Consider the following 20,671-nt stretch of genomic DNA (forward strand, 5'->3'; position numbering starts at 1 on the left):
TGGGCTATTCAACTTTCAACGCCCTAACACGAGGTGATTGCCTGAATGAAAAAGAAAAACAGAATGAAAAAATGGCTTATCAGCATTAGTTGTTTTCTCGTCATCGTGCTCATGGGTGCCTACTTCGGCATCAATTATGCAGCAGATCGAGTGATGGATAAGCTATCCGACTCGATTTTGGAAAGTGCGATGTCATCGTCCACTCCATCCGCTGTGGAAGAGAAGCAATCTACCCCGGTGTCTTCCGACGTGCTCTCTTCTCCCTCGAACCCCGCGAAGGATGTCGAGCCCACTAACATAGATCAGTCTGAGCCGAGTACCTATAGCACGGCAGAGCCAAGCGCCGCTAGCTCTGCTTCTACGAATGTGACAAGCGGCGACAAAGATTCATCCGGCACTGCTGGCGCAGCTCCTAGTCATTCCTATAGTGCCGAAGTTTCCGTTGATAAGGCGGAGACGGTGAAGGAAGAGATCACCTTTTCGGAAAAAACGAAGTTAATGACAATTATGCTCAAGAGACTAGATGCGAGCGACATTAAGACATTGTCGGATCTGGCCGGCGGTGGCCTGAGCTTAGAGAAAAAAAGAGAGGCGAAGAAGATCATTCTCGAAAAGCTTAGCGAGAAGGAATACAATGAACTGATCAAGATCGCCCAGAAGTATGGATTGAGCGAAGGCAAGAGCTATGAGGATTCCAAGCAGGAAAAGGGAATGCAGGAATGATGAAACGATCTCAAGCTCGCGCTCCTTTTGTTGTGGGGTTGATGGGGCTGGCGGTATTGATGTTAGCTACCGGATGCACAAAGGTAAGGGGCGAGGGAGATGCGAGTCCCTCCTCGTCGCCATCACCCTCAGTGATTGTAACGCTGTTCGTTAGTCCGTCGCCTTCAAGTGAGCCCGAAGGCGTACCTCTTTCGTCTATAGTTCCTTCTTTAGAAGCGCCGGCAACGATCGCGCCTACCGTCAGTCCTGATGCAACCCTTTCGCCGAGCAATGAAGTTGAGCCAAAGCAGAGCGAACCATCGAAGAAACCGACCCTCTCGCCCGAGCCTACTTCTATGGATACAGAGAAAAATAGGGATATCGAACAAAAATACGAAGCCAAGTTCTCCTCCATCCGCTCCAGCTGCCAGGCAAAGGTTAGCAACTTAACAGGAGAAGTGACGTCTTATATTGCAGGGGCCAAGTCGGGGGACGGCGAGGTGTCGATTGCGGACCTGCAGAAGAAGTTCTTGGGCAAGGTTGCTGCAGCCGAGGCGAATTGTGATCAGAAATTCAATAGTACGCTGGCGCAAGCGGAACAGGCTTATAAGGACGCGGGCGTCGTAGAGACGAAACTCGCAACGTGGAAGAGCCAGTACGATAATGGCAAGTCGCAGGCGAGACTGTCGGCGATGTCGAAAATTCTGGCTGCTTGGCAGGCGGAGTAGGAAAAGGAGTGAGTAGTCACGTGAAGAGCAAAAGAAACGTAATAGCCGCTGCCCTGATGGGCGCGATGCTGCTGTCCGTGCCGGTTGCGGCGTCTGCGGCATCGACGGCGATCGCGGTAGAATCGAAGCCGATCGTGATGGAGTTTGATGGAAAGAAGCTGGCGCTGCCGTCCGGGCAGGTTGCTTTTATGTATCAATCCAAGGTGTACATACCGCTGCGGTTCGCTTCTTATGCGCTGCAGAAGCAAGTCGGATATGACGCGACGACGAAGACGGTGACGGTCAAGGAGCCGACCTCTTCGGAAAAGGTCGCTTTGAAGGAGTATCTGGCGAATGCTGCCGCTTCGGGTGATATGTCGTCTTCGGCTGTCGCGAAGGTCAAGCTGGTCCCTACGGCAGTAAAGCTCGTATTCGACGGCGTGGAGAAGAAGCTGCCGACAGGGCAGCAAGCCTATAACGTAAACGGCTCGATCTATGTGCCGGTGCGTTTTATCTCTGAAGCAGTCGGCACGACGGTACTGTGGGATGCGAAGACGGGGACGGTGTCAGGCGAGTCTAAGGCCTATCGCGAGTCGCAGTCGAGCGGTGGCACTTCGAGCGGTACTTCGGGCAGCACGAATGGAAACGCCGGAACCGGCGGAAGCACATCGGGCAGCGGATCGACGGGCGGAACGGGAAGCGGCGGCAATGGTGGAGGCGTAACGACGCCAAGCTATGATTCGATCACTTCCGGTGCTTACAGCAGGCTGGACACATTGCGGACGAGCTGCAAGAACAATTTGACGGACATCGGATTCAGCTACCTTGCTGCGAGTACGGCCGAGCAAAAGACGGCGCTGGTTACGCAGGCGCACAACGCGATCAGCTCCTGCAAGGCGCAGTTCGAATCCATCCTCTCGGACACGGAAAGTCAGCTCAAAGCGGGCGGTTACAGCACCGATGTGCTGAACGATTACCGGTCGACCTTTAACGCGGAGATGGAAGCGGGACAGCAACTGGTCGATCAGTATATGAAGTAGGGAAGGCCAAGCTATTTCTGCGTCGGATGCTTTTTCCGGCAGCGGAGGTAGCTTGTCTCGCAAGGAGGAAGTCATCATCGCTACGCTGAAAAAACTGCTGTACGCCGTGCCGCTGGTCGTATGGCTTGCTGCTGATTTTCGACTTTTCGTCGCAGCCTTATTCGAAGCAGAGCATCATTCCGTTCATGAAGGCGCATATCGAGAAAAGCCAGCTGCAGCAGGTCGTGCCGGACGTGACGATCCGTTACAATCACAGCGTCATTCGTGCGAAGGCGGATCCTTACCGCTTCGTCGAGTTCCTTTTTCGCAAAAGCGCCCATCTGTTCATGTACTTCATGCTAGGCTTGCTGGCGCATCTGTTGCTGGTTCCTTGGATTCGAACGCTGATGCTTCGCGTACCTGGCGCGCTGTTGATCGCGGCGGCCATCGCCAGCCTGGACGAATGGAACCAATCGTTCACCGGGGGGCCGGACGCCGACGCCGCTCGACGTGATGGTGGATATAAGCGGGGCCGTGATCGGGCAAATCGTCCTGCTTCTCGTGATCGCGATCTATCGGCGCCTCAAGCGGTCGCGGTTAAGAACAGCCCCACGCTGATCGCCCATAGCGATTCTCAATTAACCTCGATCCCTCCGGCTCTCCCCGGCAGGGATCATTTTTATTTTCCGCGCGCGCGAAATTTATATAATTCTCTTATCGCATGTAACTTTTTGTAGATTACGGAGTCTACTAATAGAGGGGAAGTATTGGGAGTTTGGCAGGATTCGGCTGCCGTGCCGCCCCGCGCAAATCTATGACAACATGGGAGCGTATTGCAACTAATGTCTGAATCGAAGTTTAACATTCTGAGAGCTGCTAGAGTCGTAAGTATACCGATGTTGGCGGGGACGCTCGTCGTCGCGTCGTTTGCGGGCACCGGCTGGGCGCCGATTGCGCAGTGGCAGCCGGGCGTCGCTTCGGCGGCGACGGCGGCGGTCACGTACAAGCTGGTGAAGTCCGACGAGGCGATCGTGACGTCCGGCGTGAAGCAGATCAACTATAGCTGGGTGCCGTCGGACGCGAAGAAGGGGACGGAGCTCGTTCATGTGCTGCAGATCGACTTGTCGAATCCCTACGTGCAGATGAACGCGCTCAGCGGGAAAAACGGCAGCGTCACGACCGGCCAGTCGGTCGGGGCGATGACGAAGGCGACCGGCGCGGTAGCCGGGGTCAACGGGGACGTGTTCAACACGGGCTCGTCGAGCGAGGGGGGCGCCGCTCGGAGCGGAGCTTCTCTCGGGACAGCTGCTGGTCGCGCCGACGAAACTGCAAGGGATGTATGCTTTTGCGCTGACGAAGGACAAGACGCCGATCATCGATCGGTTCGCGTTCTCGGGCAGCGTGCAGGCGGCGGACGGGACGAAGTTCGCGCTGTCGGGGCTGAACAACTCTTCGTACACGACATATCCGGACAAGACGGCGAGCCATGTCAACGCGCTGTACATGTACACCAACGCCTGGACGGCGGCCAACCGGCCGGCGAACAGCGGCACGACGCCGATGGAAGCGCTGGTCGTGGACGGCGTCGTGACGGAGATCGGCGACGGGGTGCAGATCCAGACGCCGATCCCGGCGAACGGCTACATCCTCCGCGGGCACAAGGGCAAGGATTCGGGCAACTTCATCCTGAACAGCCTGCCGGTCGGCACGCAGGTGACGAGCGCGTACAATCTCGTGTCGCAGACGAGCGGCAAGACGTACGGCGAGAGCGATTTTCAGATGATCGTGAGCGGGCATACGCTGCTCATGGACGGCGGCAAGGCGTCGTCGTTCAGCCGGGACGTCAGCGGCGTCAGCGGCTCCGCGGACCGGGCGCGCACGGCTGTCGCGTATTCGCAGGACGGCAAGACGGCGTACCTCGTGACCGTCGAGGAGTACGGCTCGCATGACGGCGTGACGCTGACGGAATTCCAAAAGATTCTGACGGCGCTCGGCGTCTGGAAGGCGGTTAATCTCGACGGCGGCGGTTCGACGACGATGATCACGCGTCCGCTCGGCGAGACGGCGACGACGCTGGCGCATCCGACCTACTTCGGCACGACGCAGCGGGCGGTGGCCAACGGCATCGGCGTGTTCACGACCGCACCGGCAGGCGCGACGAAAGGGATCGCGGCGAGCGGACCGAAGACGCTGTTCATCGGCCAGCAGGCGACCTATTCGCTTAAAGCGTATGACACGTATTACAACCCGATTGACGCTGCGGGATTGACGCCAAGCTGGAGCGTAAGCGGCGGACTTGGCGCCTTCGCGAACGGCGTGCTGACGGCGTCGAAGGCGGGCGCCGGAGAGCTGACGGTCAAGGCGGGCGCGGCGACCGACAAGGTCGGCATCGAGGTCGTCGGCGGCGCGCAGATCAATCAGCTGAAGGCGACGCCGAACACGACCGTGCTCGAGCCGGGCGCGAAGATCGCGGTCAAGCTGTCGGCGACGCTCGCGGACGGACGCACGCTCGAGGTGCCGGCGGATTCGGCGAAGTGGGAATTCAAGGGCTTCACGGCGGCCGCGAGCGGCGGCGTCATCACGATCGGCACGGTCGGGGAGCAGACGAAGACCGGCTACGCGATCGCCAGGTACGACGGCTTCTCGACGGCGTTCGCGCTGAGCGCGGGAGCGGAGAAGAGCTTCGAGACGTTCGAGACCGCCGCCTATCCGGTGACGTTCGACAAGCTCCCGGCCGAGACGGCCGGTACGGCCGCGATCGTGACGGGACTGCCGGGCCGCGAGGCGTCGAAGGCGCTGCAGCTGACCTACGACTTCACGGCCGGCACCGGCGACCGCTTCGCCTACGCCCTGCCGAACGGCAGCGCGGGCCTGGCGATCACGGGCAGCCCGAGTGGGTTGACGCTGGACGTCTTCGGCGACGGCTCCAACAACTGGCTGCGCGCCGAGTTCAAGGGCGCGGACGGCAAGCTGGCGCGCGTGGACATCGCCAAGATGGTCAACTGGAGCGGCTGGAAGCAGCTTCGCGTCGATCTGGCGGGCAGCGGCCTGACGTATCCGGCGACGCTGACCAAGCTGTACGTCGTCGACCTGGCCGAGGGACAGGACGAACGTTCGCTGACGGGCTCCGTCGCTTTTGACAATCTGTCGCTGCAATACCCGGCGGCCATCGACGACGGCGCCCAGTCGGATATCGTGCTCAAGCTGGGTCAAAAGTCCGCTACGGTAGACGGCAAGAGCGTGGCGCTCGATATCGCGCCGCTGCTGCTGGACGGCACGACCTACCTCCCGCTGCGGTTCGTATCGGACGCGCTCGGCGCGGACATCGGTTGGGACCAGGCGGCGCAAAAGGCGACCGTTACCGGCGGCGGCAAGCTCGTCGAGCTGTGGGTAGGGAAGCCCGACCTGCTCAATACGGGCGTCCGCGCGACGGCCGCGGCGACGCCGATCCTGCGCAGCGGCAGGGTACTTGTACCCGTGCGCGTCGTCTCCACGGAGCTCGGCCGCAAGGTCGGATGGGACCAGAAGACCAAGACGATTACAATTCGCTAATCTTGCGCTACTAGACCTAGCCGGCCCGTCCACGTCGCGCGCAAATATGATATGATGGAGGCATCCCTTGTCTCCATTCAAGCCCGCCGGGGCTTTAAGCGCGCGACGCGAGTCGGCCCGGAACAGGGCGCGGAGGGGGAGTTGCTCGATTGGACTATCGGGTAGAACAGATTGACCGGGTTATACAGAACGCGATGCGCGTCATGGAAGACAGCAAGATGCAAGTATTCGAGATCTGTGAAGCGGCGAGACGCGAGCTTGTATCGCTCGGCAAGGAACTGGAGAACGTCCTCAGGGAGACCTCCGAGACGATCGACAAGGTCGACGGCCTCGAACGGGATTACAAGCTATCGCGCATCCGGCTCACCGAGGTGAGCAGGGATTTCGTACGATTCTCGGAGAAAGACATCAAATCCGCCTACGAGAAGGCCACTCAGCTGCAGCTGGATCTGACCGTGTATCGGGAAAAAGAGAACTATTTGAAGGCACGCCGGGACGATTTGCAGAGCCGTGTCCGCAACGTGGAGCTGTCCATTGAGCGGGCGGAAATGATCGGTTCGCAGATGAACGTCGTGCTGGATTATTTCTCCGGCGATCTCAATCAGGTCACCCGTATCCTCGAATCCGCGAAGAATCGCCAGCTCATCGGTCTCAAGATTATCCTCGCCCAGGAAGAAGAGCGCAGACGCATGGCCCGGGAGATTCACGACGGTCCCGCCCAGTCGCTCGCGAATCTGGTGCTGCGGACCGAAATTGCCGAGAGAATGCTGGATACGAAGGATTTGGAGCTGGTGCGCAGCGAATTGGTCGATTTGAAGTCGCAGATACGCTCGGGACTGGGGGAGATTCGGAAAATCATATTTAACCTTCGGCCGATGGCGCTCGACGATCTGGGTCTTGTCCCTACGCTTCGCAAGTTCGTGCAGGACTTCGAGGAGCGCACCTCCATCCGTTCCGTCTTCGAGACGAGCGGGCGGGAGAAGCGAATCTCGACCGCATTGGAAGCCGCGATGTTCAGGCTCGTGCAGGAGGCGTTCAACAATGCCTTCAAGCATGCCGAGGCATCGTACATGTCGCTCGATATCGCCTATCTGGAGGAGACGATCCGGATGGTCATCAAGGACAACGGCAAAGGCTTTCACACCGATCTGGCGGAAGCGCAGGCGAAGAAGAATGCCAAGTTCGGACTCATGGGCATGAAGGAGCGCGTGGATCTGCTGATGGGGGAGATCGTCTTCGATTCAGCCATCGGACAGGGCACCACGATAACCATACAAGTACCGATCAAAGCCGAAATGCGGAAGGAGTTGGACATTAATGGAGAGTAAGAATTCGAACATCGCCTCGGGCCGCAAGATCCAAGTCCTCCTTGCCGACGACCACCAACTGTTCCGCGAGGGACTCAAGCGCATCTTGAACATGGAGCCCGACCTGGAGGTCATCGGCGAATGCGGGGACGGCATTCAGGTGCTGGAGTTCTGCAATCGGCAAAAGCCGGACGTCGTCCTGCTGGACATTAACATGCCGACGGAGAACGGCGTCATCGCGACGGAGAAGCTGCGCGACATTTTCCCCGAGATCAAGGTCATCATCCTGTCCATCCACGACGACGAGAGCTACGTGTTCGAGACGCTGCGCAAGGGTGCCACCGGTTACCTGCTGAAGGACATGGAGGCCGAGTCGCTCGTCGAGGCGATCCGCACGGTCGCGAACGGTCACGCCTACATCCACCCGAAGGTTACCGGCAAGCTCATCAACCAGCTGCGCCGCATGACGTATCTGGACGAGATCGGCGCAGCTTCGGGCGCCGCCGCGAGCCGCGAGACGATCACCAAGTTCGTGCCGCGGGGCAACAATCCGCTCACGCGCCGCGAAGCCGAAGTGCTCCGCCTGATGGCGGAGGGCAAGAGCAACAAGAACATCGGCGAGAGCCTGTTCATCAGCGAGAAGACGGTCAAGAACCACGTCAGCAGCATTCTGCAGAAGATGGAAGTCGACGACCGCACGCAAGCCGTCATCAACTCGATCAAGTTCGGCTGGGTGACGCTCTAGAATTGCATCGCCGCATCATCGCAATCTCGCAGCAGCAGCAGGAATCATACATATGGCAAGCGGCACGGACGCCATCCGATGATCGATAGATCATCCGGGCGGCGTCTTTGTTTTGGATGGGATTTTATTAATCTCCAGTTGACAGGTCGGGATTATGGATATAATATGAATGCAATGGAACGAAAGCTTGGCGAAATAGGAAAAGATTGAATCGACTGGACAGCCGGAGATTCAACTGGAGCGCTTGGGAGCGCTTTGGTTGGATCTTTTTTTGTTTCGGACAAAGCCCGAACATCATGGGAGGATGATTGAGAAATGAAGAAATTCGCGCTCTCCAAGCTGGCGATCTCCGTGGTCGCCGCTACCGTCGTATTCGGCGGGCTGACCTATGCGGCCATATCGGCCAATCAAAAGACCGAGGCCGCCGCCGCCGCAGCCGCGCCGGAACAGCAGACGGCTGCACCGCAAGCGACGCCGGCGCCAGAGCAACAGGCTGCAGCGCCGGCAGCGGAAGTCGCTGCGCCAGTTGCCGAACAGCAAGCGGCTGCGCCCGAAGCTTCGGCAGCGCCTGCAAGCGAGGCAGCGCCCGCAAACGACGCTGCAGCGCCAGAGGAAGCCGCCAGCCAAGCCGCACCGGCAGCGGCCGTATCCAATGAAGGCGCGAACGTCCAAGCGGCGGACTTGAAGTCGACGAACGAATCTGTGCCGACGAAGACGTCTGGCGAGGCCAAAGCAGAGCAAGCGACGCCGGCCGGGTCCAACGATAAGGCGGCCGCCGCAGCAGTCGTGAAGACGGCGTCCGTACAAACGCAAGGCGAGAAATCCGCGCAGCCGACGGCAGCGCCTAAAGCGACGCCGGCGCCTACCGCGAAGCCTTCCGTGGCATCGAACGCGCAAGCGACCAAGGCGCCCGAGCCGACGGCAGCTCCGCAAGCGTCCGCCGCGGCGGATAAGCCTGCCGATGTCGCGCCTGCGAAGGAGACGCCTGCCAAGGCGACGACGTTCGTAAAGAAGGTAGAAGCGCCTAAAGCGTCCGCGACGACTGCCGCAGCTTCTTCCTCGAGCTCGACTTCCTCATCTTCGGGATCGTCTTCCTCTTCCGACGAGATTTGCCCGCCGGAAGAAGAGATTTGCCCGTAAGCCGCATCGACCCTACGACTTAACTTCAGAAGATACAGAAACGAGGCGTTCGGATTGAAATTCAAATTAAGAGCTCAACGGATAATGGCGCTGCTGCTCGCCGTCTTCGTCGCGATCCCGGCACTGGCGGCTCACGCCGCCGAACAAGCGCCGGAAGGCGTCGTCGCGTCAAGCGGCAGCAATGCCGGCCATTACGATTATTTTAGCGACGTTTACCCGTCCTTGAAAAATGAATCCCATGTGTTCCAAACGACGACCTACGAGGATATCGCGCAAATCTTCAAGACGCCCGGCACATATGCCGTCGTCTTCGGCGGCGCGGCCAACCCGTCCACGCAGGCGCAAATCGCATATATCAACCAGGTCGCCAAGGAGAAGGGGATCGCGAAGGTCTACAACTTCGACACCCGCCTCGACGGCAAAGACGATCTGGACATCGCGAACAGCGCGAATGCTTTTGCTTACAAGTATACCGATCTTATCAATACCTTCCTGAGCACCGCGCCGGATGCGGCGAACGTTCAAAATCAAACGTACGTGTTCGTGTACAACAAAGACCGCGACGGCAGCCCGGTCATCGCCGGCTACAAGAGCGCGGCGGTCGCGGCCGACTTCACGTCGAACGGCGGCGCGGACCAAGCCAAGATCGACGCCTACAAAGCGCACATCCGCAGCGTTTTCGGCGAGGCGAGCGACTATAGCACGATCAGCGCATATGACCTGATTGCGCCGGGCTTCATTCACAACGGTCCGTTTTACGCGCCAAACGCCGCTCCGATCTTCGATCCGTCGGACAAGGAGCTCGTGCTGGAGCACGTAACCTATGACCAGCTAATCGGCATTCTGGGCAGCGAGGGCGACTATGTCTTGCTGTTCGGCGGCTCCTGGTGCCCGAATACGCAGGCGGCCGTTAAGTACATCAACGAATATGCGAAAAAGTACGGCGTGAAAAAGGTGTACTTCTTCGATCCTCGTATTGATGCAGGCTTGAATCTGCAATTGCCGGATGCGAACTATCACGATAACGACAAGCTGATGATTCGCGACAGCAAAAACGCCTACGCCTACCTGTACGTCGATTTGGCCAAGCAATACCTGACCAATCTGCGTGCAGAATATGAGACGAGGGCGGCCAACAATATCTACTACACGAACGGCGACGGCGCCAAGGTCGAAGCCATCCGCCTTCAAGTGCCTTACTTCTTCACTTATAACAAGGACAACAAGGACGCGGACGGCAACGCCGCGCCGATCCTCGGTCACATCGAGCTGATGTACAACTGGAAGGACACGGTCTTGAAGGATCAGGATCCGACCAAGTCCTATCAGAACTACATTGAAGCGCTGAACAGCGTACTGTCCCGCACCGAATCGCTGCCGACCGGCCTCGTCGGCGTCGAACCCTCGCAGTTCGGCGGCACGGACGGCCGCATCGACGGCGTCGAAGGGAAAGCGCTGGAGTACAAGAAGGCGTCCGATACCGAATACACGGCCGTCACGGGCTCGTCCATCTGGCGTCTCGCGCCGGGCGAGTACGACGTCCGCTACAGCTCGATCTTCGGCGCGCAAAAGAAAAATTCGACGACGAAGAGCTACGACAAGATCGCGTACAAGCCGGGACAAGCGGTCCGCGTCACGGTGCCGGAGAACACGACGCCGCTGCAGCTTGCCGCGCCGCAAGGCCTGAAGGGCATCGCGACGACCGTATCGGGCAACGTGTACGGCGGTCAGATCACCGGCATTTTGGACGGACAAGAATATAAGAAGGTCGGCGCGGATGCCTATACGGCAGCAACGGTGCCTTCGATCACCGGTCTCGTGTACGGCGACTATCTCGTGCGCAACAAAGCGAAGGACGGCATCAACGCCAGTCCGGACACGCTCGTAACCGTGCCGAAGTTCGGCGAGCAATCCGCGCCTGCGGGACTCGAAGGCGTCGCGCCTAGCGGGCCGAACGTCAAGGATGGACAAATCACGGGCATTACGGAAGGCTTGGAATACAAGGATGCTTCCGTGGCCGACGCGGTCTACGGCAAGATCGAAGGCAATGGCGCAAGCGGCATTCTGACCGGTCTCGCGCCGGGCACCTATACGCTGCGCTACGCGGCGACCGACAAGCTGGCCGTCGGACCTTCCGTCGACGTCGTCGTGCCGACCAAGCAAGCGCAGGACGCGCCGACCGGACTCGAAGGCGTAGCGCCGACGAGCGCGGCGAACGATGACGGACAGATCACTGGCGTGACCGCCGATCTGGAATACAAGGCGCACGGCGCGACTGCCTATACGCCGGTGACCGGATCCGCGATCACGGGCCTCGCTGCAGGCAAGTATCACGTGCGCGTCGCGGCCAAGCCTGGCTTCTATGCGAGCGCGGACGTCGAAGTCGAGGTGCCGGCGTACGTGGCGCCTTATATCCCGCCGTACACGGCAACGCCGACTCCGACGCCGACGGCACCGCCGGAAGGCACGGGTACGGATGACGACAAGACCGTCGTCGCGGTCAAGCTCGACGCCCAGTTTGACGCTTCGACCGGCCTGACCTCCGCTACGGTCAAAGCAAGCCAAGTTACGGCGCTCCTCGACGGTGCGAAGAAGGCGGAAGCCGAAGGCAAGCCGGCCGTCATCGCGTTGAATATCGAAGCCGGCGCGGACACCAAGTCCGGTCTGCTGACGCTGCCGCGCGATGTTCTGAAGTCGCTCGCCGGCACGACCAAGGCCGATGTGAAAATCAATTATGCGGGCTTCGGCTCGATCACGTTCGACGCGAAGGCATTCGCCAGCATCGGCGCGGCTGAAGGCACGGCCGACATCGGCATCCAGATCACGAAGTCCGAGCTGACCGAGGAAGGCAAGCAAGCGCTCGGCGACCGTCCGGTCTACGATCTGACCGTGACCGCGGGCGACGCGAACGTATCCGCATTCGGCGGCGGCAAGGTGAACGTAAGCCTGCCGTACGCGCTGAAAAGCGGAGAGTCCGCGAACGCGATCGTCGTCTACTACGTGAACGAGACGACGGGCGAGCTGGAGACGGTGCGGGGCAAGTTTGACGCAGCCGCGGGCGAAGTCGGATTTACGACTACGCATTTCTCGCAATACATCGTCGGTTACAATCCAGTAAGCTTCGCGGACGTCGCGGCCTCCTCCTGGTACGGCGACGCGGTCGGCTTCCTGGCGGCGCGCGGCATCACGACCGGCACGGACGCCGAGCATTACAGCCCGGGCGCGACCGTGTCGAGAGGCCAATTCCTGACGCTGCTGTTCAAGGCTTATGGCATCGCGCCGGAAGCCGGCGCAGCGGACAACTTCGCGGATGCCGGCGACACGTATTACACCGGCTACCTGGCGGCAGCCAAGCGACTCGGCATCGCGACCGGCGCAGGCGGCAAGTTCGCGCCGAATAGCGAGATCTCCAGGCAAGAGCTGTTCACGCTGCTCTACCGCACGCTGAACGTGCTGGGCGAGCTGCCGACGGCCAAGTCGGGTGCGACCGTGACCGGATTCGCGGACGCGGACGCGATCGCGGGCTATGCGCAGGACGCGTTCAAGGCGCTCGTCGAGAGCGGCGTCGTGGCGGGCAGCGGAGGCAAGCTCGATCCTGCGGGCGTATCGACGCGCGCGCAGGTGGCGCAGGCGCTCTACAATCTGCTCGCCAAGTAATCGACCTGAATAAGCATGGAGCGGGATGGGCGGCCGATGGCCGTCCATCCCGCCCGTGTTGACGCAGGCGTCCGGGGAGCGACTTTTACGATGAAAAACAAACTGGCGATCCTCTTCGCCGCGCTTGTCCTCCTGGCCGCGGCCTTGTACGTCTCCAGCGAATTCGGCGAGGGAGACGGCGGCTACGCGCAGGTTCGGCAGGACCGGCAGGCGCTTAGGAATGGGCAGGGAAGCGACGGGCAGCCTGGCACGACGCAGTCGGATGCACAGCAGCCGGAGCAGCATCAGTCGGGGATGCAGCAGACGGGGATGCAGCAGACGGAGATTCAGCAGTCGGAGCCGCAACAGTCGGCGCTGCAGCAGACAGAGAAGCAGAAGATCGGAGCGGGGGGCATCGGAGAAGCAGCGGCTGACCGAGACGCAGGCAACGGAAGCGCAGCAATCGGAAGCGGACCGGCTGGAGGAGGCCTCCGATTTTACCCTGAAGGACCTGGAAGGCAATGCCGTCTCGCTCTCGGATCTGCGCGGGAAAGCCGTCTACCTGAACTTCTGGACGACCTGGTGCAAATGGTGCAAAAAAAGAAATGCCCGCCATGAAGCAAGTGTACGAATCGCTTGAAGGCAAGGACTTTGAGATCGTGGCCGTCGATATCGGCGAGGATCGCGACAAGGTCGCTGCGTATATCGCCAAGGGCGAATATCCTTTCCATGTGCTGCTCGACTCGGACAAAAGCGTGTCCAAGGCGTACCGCGTGACCTCCATCCCCGTCTCCGTGTTTGTGGATCGGGAAGGACGCATCGCCTACCGAAAGCTCGGCACGATGAAGGAAGACGAGATGCGTTCGGTCCTCGAATCGCTCGTCGAATGACAATAATCGGGAAGAGATGATCAACCTTATGAACAGCGTAGACAACAATCTGCTCTCCGCGATCGAGACGAACTGGTACAGCTTCGTCGTTTCGATTTTCGTATTTTTCATCCTTTATTTTATGGCCCGGAGACGGATCGGCTTCGGCCTTCGCGTCATCGCGGGACTTGTGCTCGGGCTGCTCGCGGGCATTCTGCTGCAGAATCTCGACCTGGACACCAAAGCGATCACGACGTTCGGGAGCATCTACGTCAGTCTCATCAAGATGCTCGTCATTCCGCTCGTGTTCGTGCTCGTGGTGGGCAGTATCGCCTCGCTCACCAGTCTCGAATATTTGCGCAAAATCGGTTTCAAAACGTTCGCGTGGTTCCTCGGCACGACCGGCGTGGCCTCGATCATCGGGCTGCTGATCGCGCGGTTGTTCAATCCCGGAAAAGGAATCCAGCAAGCGGTGCCGGAAGGTTTCGCGGCGAGAGAGATTCCGACGTTCTCCCAGGTCATCTTGGACCTCGTGCCCTCCAACCCCGTGCTTGAAGCGGCCAACGGCAAAGTCGTGCCGGTGCTGATCTTCGCGCTGTTCATCGCCGTGGCCATCATCAAGGTCGGCTCGCGGAACGCGGAGGCCGTCCGTCCGGTGCGGGAGCTGATCGCTTCGCTGACGCAGGTGCTGCACCAGGTCGTCAAGTTCATCATCCGGCTGACGCCTTACGGCGTATTCGCGCTGATCGCGGGCATCACGGCCAAGTACGGCTGGGAAACGCTGCAGGAGCTCGGAAGCGTCATCGTCACTTCCTACGTGGCGTTGATCGTTCATTTCGTGCTCGTGTTCGGCGGTCTCGTGCTGCTCGTAGCGCGGGTTAACCCGATTCGCTTCTTCAAAAAGATTTATCCGACGATCGCCGTCGCCTTCACGACGCGCAGCAGCTTCGCGGTGCTCCCGGTCAATCTGGAGGTCATCACCAAGCGTCTGCACGTATCGGAAAAGATCGCGAGCTTCGTCGCGCCGCTCGGCGCTTCGGTCAACTTTAACGGCTGCGGCGGCATCTGGCCCGCGATCGTGGCGGTGTTCACCGCGCAGGTGTACGGCATCGACCTGACGGGAACGGATTACATCGTGCTCGTGCTCGTGAGCATCATCTCTTCGATCGGCGTGGCGGGCGTGCCGGGACCGGCCGTCATCTCCACGACGGTCGTACTGACCGCGCTCGGCCTTCCGCTCGAAGGCATCGGCATCGTCGCCGGCGTCGAAGCGCTCATCGACATGGGCCGCACCGCCGTCAACGCGACGGGCACGACCGTCACCTCGCTGCTCGTGGCGAATGCCGAAGGGGAGTTCGACCGCGAAGCGTTTAATCGCGACGAGGACGAGGATCTGGTGTTGAACCCGGCGTGAGGCTGGCGTGATTTGTGTTGCATAGTGTTTTCGGAGGGTCTTCGCTTGCTGCGGATGCGGCAGGGCGGAGGCTCTTTTGTGTTTGGGTCGAGCGATACGCAGGAGCAATCGCCTGAAGCGCCGCCTGGAGCCCGTCTGGGGCGGCGACTCGCGGCGGCGGGCGAGGGAACCGCTGCGTGCCGGTCGGCATATAGTGTCGCATAACGGCGCGGCCTTTTCGAAAGAGGAAGGACTGTCTCGCGATGCGGGGACGGGGGCCGCCGAGTTCATGCGAAGGAGGTGGCTCCTGTGATCGGATTGCTGTTGTGGATCGCAGGTTGCTACGCGGTCGCCGCGGCTTGCGCTTACCGGCTGCTGAGGCATTGGCGCAGACCGGTCGCGAAGCGGCATTATGTCATCGTCGCGGGCAATCACGAGGATCAGATCGAGTGGGTGATTCGCTCGCTCCGTTATCAAGGCAGCCTGTCGGGGACGGATATCGGCATTACGGTGCTGCTCGAGCCTGAGGCGGCCGACGGCACCGCGTCGATCGTGGAGAAGCTCGTGCGCACGGAGGCGGGGGTGAGTCTGATCCGCCAACTGCCCGAGACGGGCGAAGATTACGCGACGGGGCGCAGGCGCTGGGAAGAGGCGAAGACGGCGTACGCCGAGGCGTGGAACGGGCCGGACACGATATGGATGGAGCTGCCGCGGAGCGGGAGCGTAGGCGGGAGTCTTGGCGGAGACGGAGTTGGCGACAGGGACGGCGAGAGCGGGGACGTGGGAACTTCGGAATTGACATCCGTTTCCGATCGGCTACAATAAAGGTAGGAAACGAGCGGTTCGGCGCGGAACGTGCGTATGGCGCCGGCCGGATGGACAAAGGAATGCAGCAAGGAACGGCAAGGAACAGCAAGGAACGGCAAGGACAGCAAGGAACGGCAAGGAACGGGTGAAGCACACTCGCTGATGGCCTGAGAGGGCCGCGGCAGTGTGCTTTTTTTTGCGTTCGGAAAAAGGAGGAGGCGCGGCATGAGGGCGACGGTGTACGCGGTACGGCTGCAAACGGGTTGGCAGGCAAGATGCACGGTCGATTGGGAGACGGATGAAGGGTTCTGGCTCGATCCGGACTATCGGCGGGGCGTAGCCGAGGGTTGGGGGCCGGCGGCAGCGGATCTTCCGCGGGCGACGGGAGCGATCGTTAAGCTGGCGCGGGCGCTGCCGCTCGGCGAGGCGGAGGCGGCGTGCGGACGGCTGCAAGCGGCGCTGAAGGGGAAGCGAGAGCCGGGGAAGCGAGAGCGGGGCGAGGCGGAAGTGCAGGCGGTGCTCCTGCGCTTGTGCGGCGATGCGGCAACGGCAGCGTCATCGGTAGCGGCATCGGCAGATGTGGAGGCAGGGGGCAAAAATGCGAAGCGCAGCGGGCTGGGGCTTGGACGCGGCGAGCGGCAGGGAAGAGGCGAAATGAGCGAACAGAGCGGAGCGTCGGCTGGGAACGTCGGGGAAGGCTGCGAGCTGCTCTCGTCTTTGTCCGGCGGCAGGAGCGGTAGAGGCGCGGCGGGCGGGAAATTGGAGGCCATGCGGTTGCGGACGCTTATGCCGTTGATGGCGGGGCGTTCGCTGCTCCAGGCGGAGGCGTCGGCGCTGCTCGCCGACCGTGCGCCCGGCATTGCGCCCGGCGCCGGCTTGCCGGGCCTGCTGCAGCTTGGCGCGCTGCTCGGCGCTTTGCGGCTTGGCGCCGCGGTCGCGCCCGGCGCGCCGCCGCGGGCACGGCGCCTGCGCTGCCGGCGATGCGGCAGCGGCGAAGCCGCTCTGAGGCGCACCGCGTGCGCCTCCTGCGGGAGCGCCGCCTGCGCCGTCTGCGAGGCGTGCCTGGCGCTGGGCCGCAGCCGCGCGTGCGGGCTGCTCGTGCGCGGCCCGGCGCCGGCGGCTTCGCCGCTCGGGGCGACCGCGGCAGCAGCCGGGCCGCTCGCGGCGGACGTCTGCGGGCGCTGGGGCCTCAGCCCGGCGCAGCGGGCCGCCTCGGAGCAGGCGGTGCGCTTCCTGCTGGAGGCGGGGAGCGGGCCGGCCCGGGCAGCAGGCCGGGATGCGTTCGGATATTGGCGCCCAGCGGATCGCCTCCGTGCCAGCCTGAACTTTTACGCTAGGCGTCTGGCTCGGGGCGAACTTTCCGACGGTGATCCAGCCAAGCTTGACACGCCGCTTGGCGATCCATTAGCCATACAGCCGCGTTCCTTTCTCTTATGGGCCGTCACAGGGGCCGGCAAGACGGAGATGATTTTTCCGCTTCTGGATGCGGTGCTCAGCGCGGGCGGACGCGCCTTGCTCGCGACGCCGCGCCGGGATGTCGTGCTCGAGCTGGCGCCGAGGCTGGCGAAGGCGTTTCCAAGCCGCAGCATGGCAGTGCTCTACGGCGGCAGCGGGGACCGCTGGCAGCAGGCCGATCTGACGCTGGCGACGACGCACCAGCTGATGCGCTTCGGTCAAGCCTTCGATCTCGTGCTGATCGACGAGCTCGATGCGTTTCCCTACCACGGCGACCCGATGCTTCATTATGCCGCCGCCGCCGCCCGCAAACCGGACGGCGCGACCGTACTGCTCAGCGCGACGCCGCCCGCGGCCATGCGCCGGGCTGTCAGCTCCAGGCGTCTGCCATGCGCGAAGGTTCCCGTCCGTTATCACCGGCATCCGCTGCCGGTGCCGCAGGTCTTGACTATGGCGCCGTTAAAGCGTTGGGGCGGTGGCGGAACCGTCGACGCCAAAAAGGCGCGAAACTTAAGCTCTCGCTTGGCCGACAGGCAAGCGGCGGCGCTATACGCCCGCATCGGGGCGTCGCTCGCGCGCGGCGCCCAGGTCTTTGTCTTCGTGCCGTACATCAAGCAGATCGAAGCGCTGGTCGCGTTATTCCGCCGTCAAGCGTCGCGCTGGGGCATTCCGGCGGCGAGCATCGACGGCACCTCCTCGCAAGACGACGAGCGCCGGGATAAAGTGATGGCTTTTCGCGAGCGCGAGCTGCGCCTGCTCGTGACGACGACGATTCTCGAACGAGGCGTCACCGTCCCGCGCAGCGACGTCTTCATCCTTGACGCGCATGCCAAGCTGTTCGACGAGGCGGCGCTCGTTCAGATGGCCGGACGCGCCGGTCGCTCGGCGGACGATCCAGACGGCAGGGTCTGCTTTTGCGCCGCGCATCGAACCCGGGCGCTGGCCGGCGCGATCCGGCAGGTGAACGCGATGAACCGGCTCGCGCGCAGCGGAGGATACCTGATCGACCTGCCGCGCGAGGGCCGGCGCATTCGCTGGGGCAGCCTCCTTAATGGCGTGTTTAAGCCGATCCGTCGACAAGGCGGCGGTTCATGAAGGGCTTGCTCCATGCCGTCTACGGACTTCTGCACCCCGTTCTTCGGCAATGCCCCGTATGTCTGCATGAGGTGCGCGGCGAGCCGGCTCCCTCTCCCGTGCCGGTGCGGCATCCGGAGGCGAGAATGCGATTGAACCGGCTATGCGGCGCTTGCGCGACCCGCATCCCTTGGATATGGGCTCCGATGTGTCCCGTATGCGGCAGACCCGGCCGATGCGGGGATTGCCTGCGCCGCAAGCTGACCTATTTCAACGGCGTGCGATGCGCCGTGCAATATCGGGACGAGATGAAGGGCTGGCTTGCCGACTTCAAATACAGGGGGAGCGGAGCGGTACGCCGAGATCATGGCCGCCATGCTTTCGGGCGCCATGGAGCGGCTGCGAGCGGATTTCGGCGGCGCCTTCGACCTGATCACCGCCGTTCCGCTCGCGCCGGGCAGGCTGGAGGAACGCGGATTCAATCAGGCCGAGCGCATGGCCGGCGCGGTGTCCGCTTGGTACGGGATTCCGTACCGTGAATTGCTGAAGCGGACGCGGGATACGGACAAGCAGAGCGGCAAGGCGCGCCGCGGACGCATCGAAGACATGCGCGGGCTGTTCGCGCCTGCGGAGGGCTTTGAAGTCGAGCGCCCGCCGGGCAGACCGCTCCGGATCCTGATCGCGGACGACATTTACACGACGGGGAGTACGATGAACGATTGCGCCCGCGCGATACTCCAAGCCGCGCCCGGCGCCGAGGTCTACGGGATTGCCTGGTCGAGAACTTGAAGGCTTAGCGCGCCGATTTTAATAAAAAGTGTACATGACCTACCCGCATCCATTACAATAAAAGGACGATATCGAATGCTGTCGATCATCGGATCGGGGACGGAGGTTGCTCATGAATCTAGCGAATTGCCCGAGCTGCGGCAAGCTGTTCGCTCGCCATATTAGAGAGGTATGCAACGACTGCTTCGCCAAGGGCGAAAAACAATACGAGAGCTGCCTGGACTATCTGAAGAAAAACAAAGGCACCACGATCAACGAGCTGTCCGAAGCGACGGGCGTCAGCATCAAGCAGATCACCAAGTACATCCGCGAAGGGCGCATCTCGCTCAAAAACGCCGTCAACATGCACTACCCCTGCGAAATGTGCGGCGCTCCCATCCGCGAAGGCGGCATGTGCGCGAGCTGTCACAGCCGTTTGCAGGCGGAAATCAGGACCGCGACCAGCGCCAGGAAGCAAGGCGAAGGCGTCGATTCGACAGGATCCGAGAATACGTATCGAATCAAGGACCGATTGAACGAACGGAATTAGGCATGACGTTCTATTAACTTCATACGGGATGCAGCCGATAATACCTGTAACGGTTTATCGGTCTTTTATTTATTCGGGCTGAAATTTCAAGTCGCCGAGGTGAGTCTTAACATGAAAATCAACGATACGCAGCGTATAGGCGCCTATAGAGCCTATCAGAATAACAACGAAGTGCGTCCGGGCGGCCAGACGGGGCCGAAGCGCAAGGACCAGGTGCAGATCTCCGAGGAAGCGAAGGAACTGCTGGGCGCCCAAGGAGCCCAGGGCGCGGAGCGCGCAGAACGGATCGAGAGCTTGAAGCAGGAAGTATCCACCGGGACGTACCACGTCGACAGTTCGAAGCTGGCAGAGAAGATGCTGCCTTTCTTCCGGCCCATCCCACCCCAAGAATGAGGTGAATCCCCTTGAGTTTTCAAGGCTTGCTGATCGCGCTGAACAGCTTGATCGACATCCACGACGAATTGCTTCAGCTCGCCCGGGACAAGGTGACGATCGTCGTTCGGAACGACGTGGACGCCTTGATGGCGCTCACCGCCAAGGAGACCCGGCTCATCGCCCGTCTGGAGGACAGCTTCCGGGAGATGGGCAGTTCGGCTGCCGACAGCTGGAAAGAGATCGGGCTGACGGCACGGCCGGGCAGCAGATTGTCCGATCTCATTCAAGCAGTGCCCAGGGCCGACCATAAGACGGAGCTTCGCACGCTGGCGGCCAGGCTGAAGGAGCGGCACAACGAGCTGAAGGTGATCAACGAGCGCAATCAGCTGCTGATCCAGCAATCCCTTGAGCTCATCCGGTACGAATTGGATTTGATCACCGGGCCTTCCGAGCAGGAGATCACATACGCGCCGCCGTCGGCAGGCCAAGGGTATGTGGGCGGAGCGTCCCGGAGATCGTTCGATACGCGCGCCTGAGATCGCGCATTTATACAACCGAGATAGGGGATGAAG

The 20,671-nt window shown here is 61.4% G+C and carries 18 protein-coding genes; all 18 read left to right on the forward strand.

All coding sequences use genetic code 11. The features are described from left to right. Positions 1-45 precede the first annotated feature (45 nt). The 18 genes from OMP40_RS22540 (at position 46) to OMP40_RS22625 (ending at position 20,635) form a co-directional block, all read left to right on the forward strand. A complete protein-coding gene (locus tag OMP40_RS22540; RefSeq protein ID WP_277534695.1) occupies positions 46-723 on the forward strand; it encodes a RodZ family helix-turn-helix domain-containing protein in 678 nt (225 codons plus the stop codon). After that, the gene (locus tag OMP40_RS22545; RefSeq protein WP_277534696.1) at positions 720-1,430 is read left to right on the forward strand and encodes a hypothetical protein; all 711 of its coding nucleotides are present in this window, start codon (positions 720-722) and stop codon (positions 1,428-1,430) included. Before OMP40_RS22540 ends, OMP40_RS22545 begins: the two co-directional genes overlap by 4 nt. Positions 1,431-1,450: 20 nt before the next feature. Then, positions 1,451-2,449, forward strand: coding sequence for a copper amine oxidase N-terminal domain-containing protein (locus OMP40_RS22550; protein WP_277534698.1), 999 nt, complete (start codon positions 1,451-1,453; stop codon positions 2,447-2,449). A gap of 125 nt (positions 2,450-2,574) precedes the next feature. Beyond that, entirely contained in the window at positions 2,575-3,165 is a 591-nt protein-coding gene (locus tag OMP40_RS22555) for a VanZ family protein (RefSeq protein WP_277534699.1), read from the forward strand. A gap of 598 nt (positions 3,166-3,763) precedes the next feature. Continuing rightward, positions 3,764-5,980: a stalk domain-containing protein gene (locus OMP40_RS22560; RefSeq protein WP_277534701.1), complete on the forward strand. Its 2,217-nt coding sequence runs from the start codon at positions 3,764-3,766 to the stop codon at positions 5,978-5,980. A gap of 149 nt (positions 5,981-6,129) precedes the next feature. Further along, positions 6,130-7,308: a sensor histidine kinase gene (locus tag OMP40_RS22565; protein WP_277534702.1), complete on the forward strand. Its 1,179-nt coding sequence runs from the start codon at positions 6,130-6,132 to the stop codon at positions 7,306-7,308. Next, entirely contained in the window at positions 7,298-8,032 is a 735-nt protein-coding gene (locus OMP40_RS22570) for a response regulator (RefSeq protein WP_090116230.1), read from the forward strand. The genes OMP40_RS22565 and OMP40_RS22570 overlap by 11 nt, the downstream gene beginning before the upstream one ends. A 315-nt stretch (positions 8,033-8,347) precedes the next feature. Further along, positions 8,348-9,172 carry a hypothetical protein gene (locus OMP40_RS22575; RefSeq protein ID WP_277534705.1) on the forward strand — a complete coding sequence of 275 codons (825 nt, stop codon included), beginning with the start codon at positions 8,348-8,350 and terminating at the stop codon, positions 9,170-9,172. Positions 9,173-9,226: 54 nt separating this feature from the next. Further along, entirely contained in the window at positions 9,227-12,829 is a 3,603-nt protein-coding gene (locus OMP40_RS22580; protein WP_277534707.1) for an S-layer homology domain-containing protein, read from the forward strand. A 262-nt stretch (positions 12,830-13,091) separates the two neighbouring features. Further along, complete coding sequence (locus OMP40_RS22585) at positions 13,092-13,448, forward strand: redoxin domain-containing protein (protein WP_420872011.1); 357 nt, start codon at positions 13,092-13,094, stop codon at positions 13,446-13,448. Then, positions 13,423-13,698: a TlpA family protein disulfide reductase gene (locus OMP40_RS22590; RefSeq protein WP_277534711.1), complete on the forward strand. Its 276-nt coding sequence runs from the start codon at positions 13,423-13,425 to the stop codon at positions 13,696-13,698. Before OMP40_RS22585 ends, OMP40_RS22590 begins: the two co-directional genes overlap by 26 nt. A gap of 28 nt (positions 13,699-13,726) precedes the next feature. Further along, entirely contained in the window at positions 13,727-15,091 is a 1,365-nt protein-coding gene (locus OMP40_RS22595; protein WP_277534971.1) for a dicarboxylate/amino acid:cation symporter, read from the forward strand. Positions 15,092-15,379: 288 nt separating this feature from the next. Further along, positions 15,380-15,895, forward strand: coding sequence for a hypothetical protein (locus OMP40_RS22600; protein WP_277534713.1), 516 nt, complete (start codon positions 15,380-15,382; stop codon positions 15,893-15,895). Positions 15,896-16,102: 207 nt separating this feature from the next. Further along, entirely contained in the window at positions 16,103-18,427 is a 2,325-nt protein-coding gene (locus OMP40_RS22605; protein ID WP_277534715.1) for a helicase-related protein, read from the forward strand. Positions 18,428-18,727: 300 nt separating this feature from the next. Continuing rightward, positions 18,728-19,195 (forward strand): ComF family protein, encoded by a 468-nt coding sequence (locus OMP40_RS22610; protein WP_277534717.1) that lies wholly within the window; start codon positions 18,728-18,730, stop codon positions 19,193-19,195. A gap of 112 nt (positions 19,196-19,307) precedes the next feature. Continuing rightward, complete coding sequence (locus tag OMP40_RS22615; RefSeq protein WP_277534720.1) at positions 19,308-19,724, forward strand: TIGR03826 family flagellar region protein; 417 nt, start codon at positions 19,308-19,310, stop codon at positions 19,722-19,724. A 111-nt stretch (positions 19,725-19,835) separates the two neighbouring features. Further along, positions 19,836-20,117 (forward strand): flagellar biosynthesis anti-sigma factor FlgM, encoded by a 282-nt coding sequence (flgM, locus tag OMP40_RS22620; protein ID WP_277534721.1) that lies wholly within the window; start codon positions 19,836-19,838, stop codon positions 20,115-20,117. Positions 20,118-20,128: 11 nt separating this feature from the next. Further along, complete coding sequence (locus tag OMP40_RS22625) at positions 20,129-20,635, forward strand: flagellar protein FlgN (RefSeq protein ID WP_277534723.1); 507 nt, start codon at positions 20,129-20,131, stop codon at positions 20,633-20,635. The last annotated feature ends 36 nt before the right edge of the window (positions 20,636-20,671 follow it).

The organism is Cohnella rhizosphaerae, assembly GCF_029525575.1.
Taxonomy (GTDB): Bacteria; Bacillota; Bacilli; order Paenibacillales; family Paenibacillaceae; genus Cohnella; species Cohnella rhizosphaerae.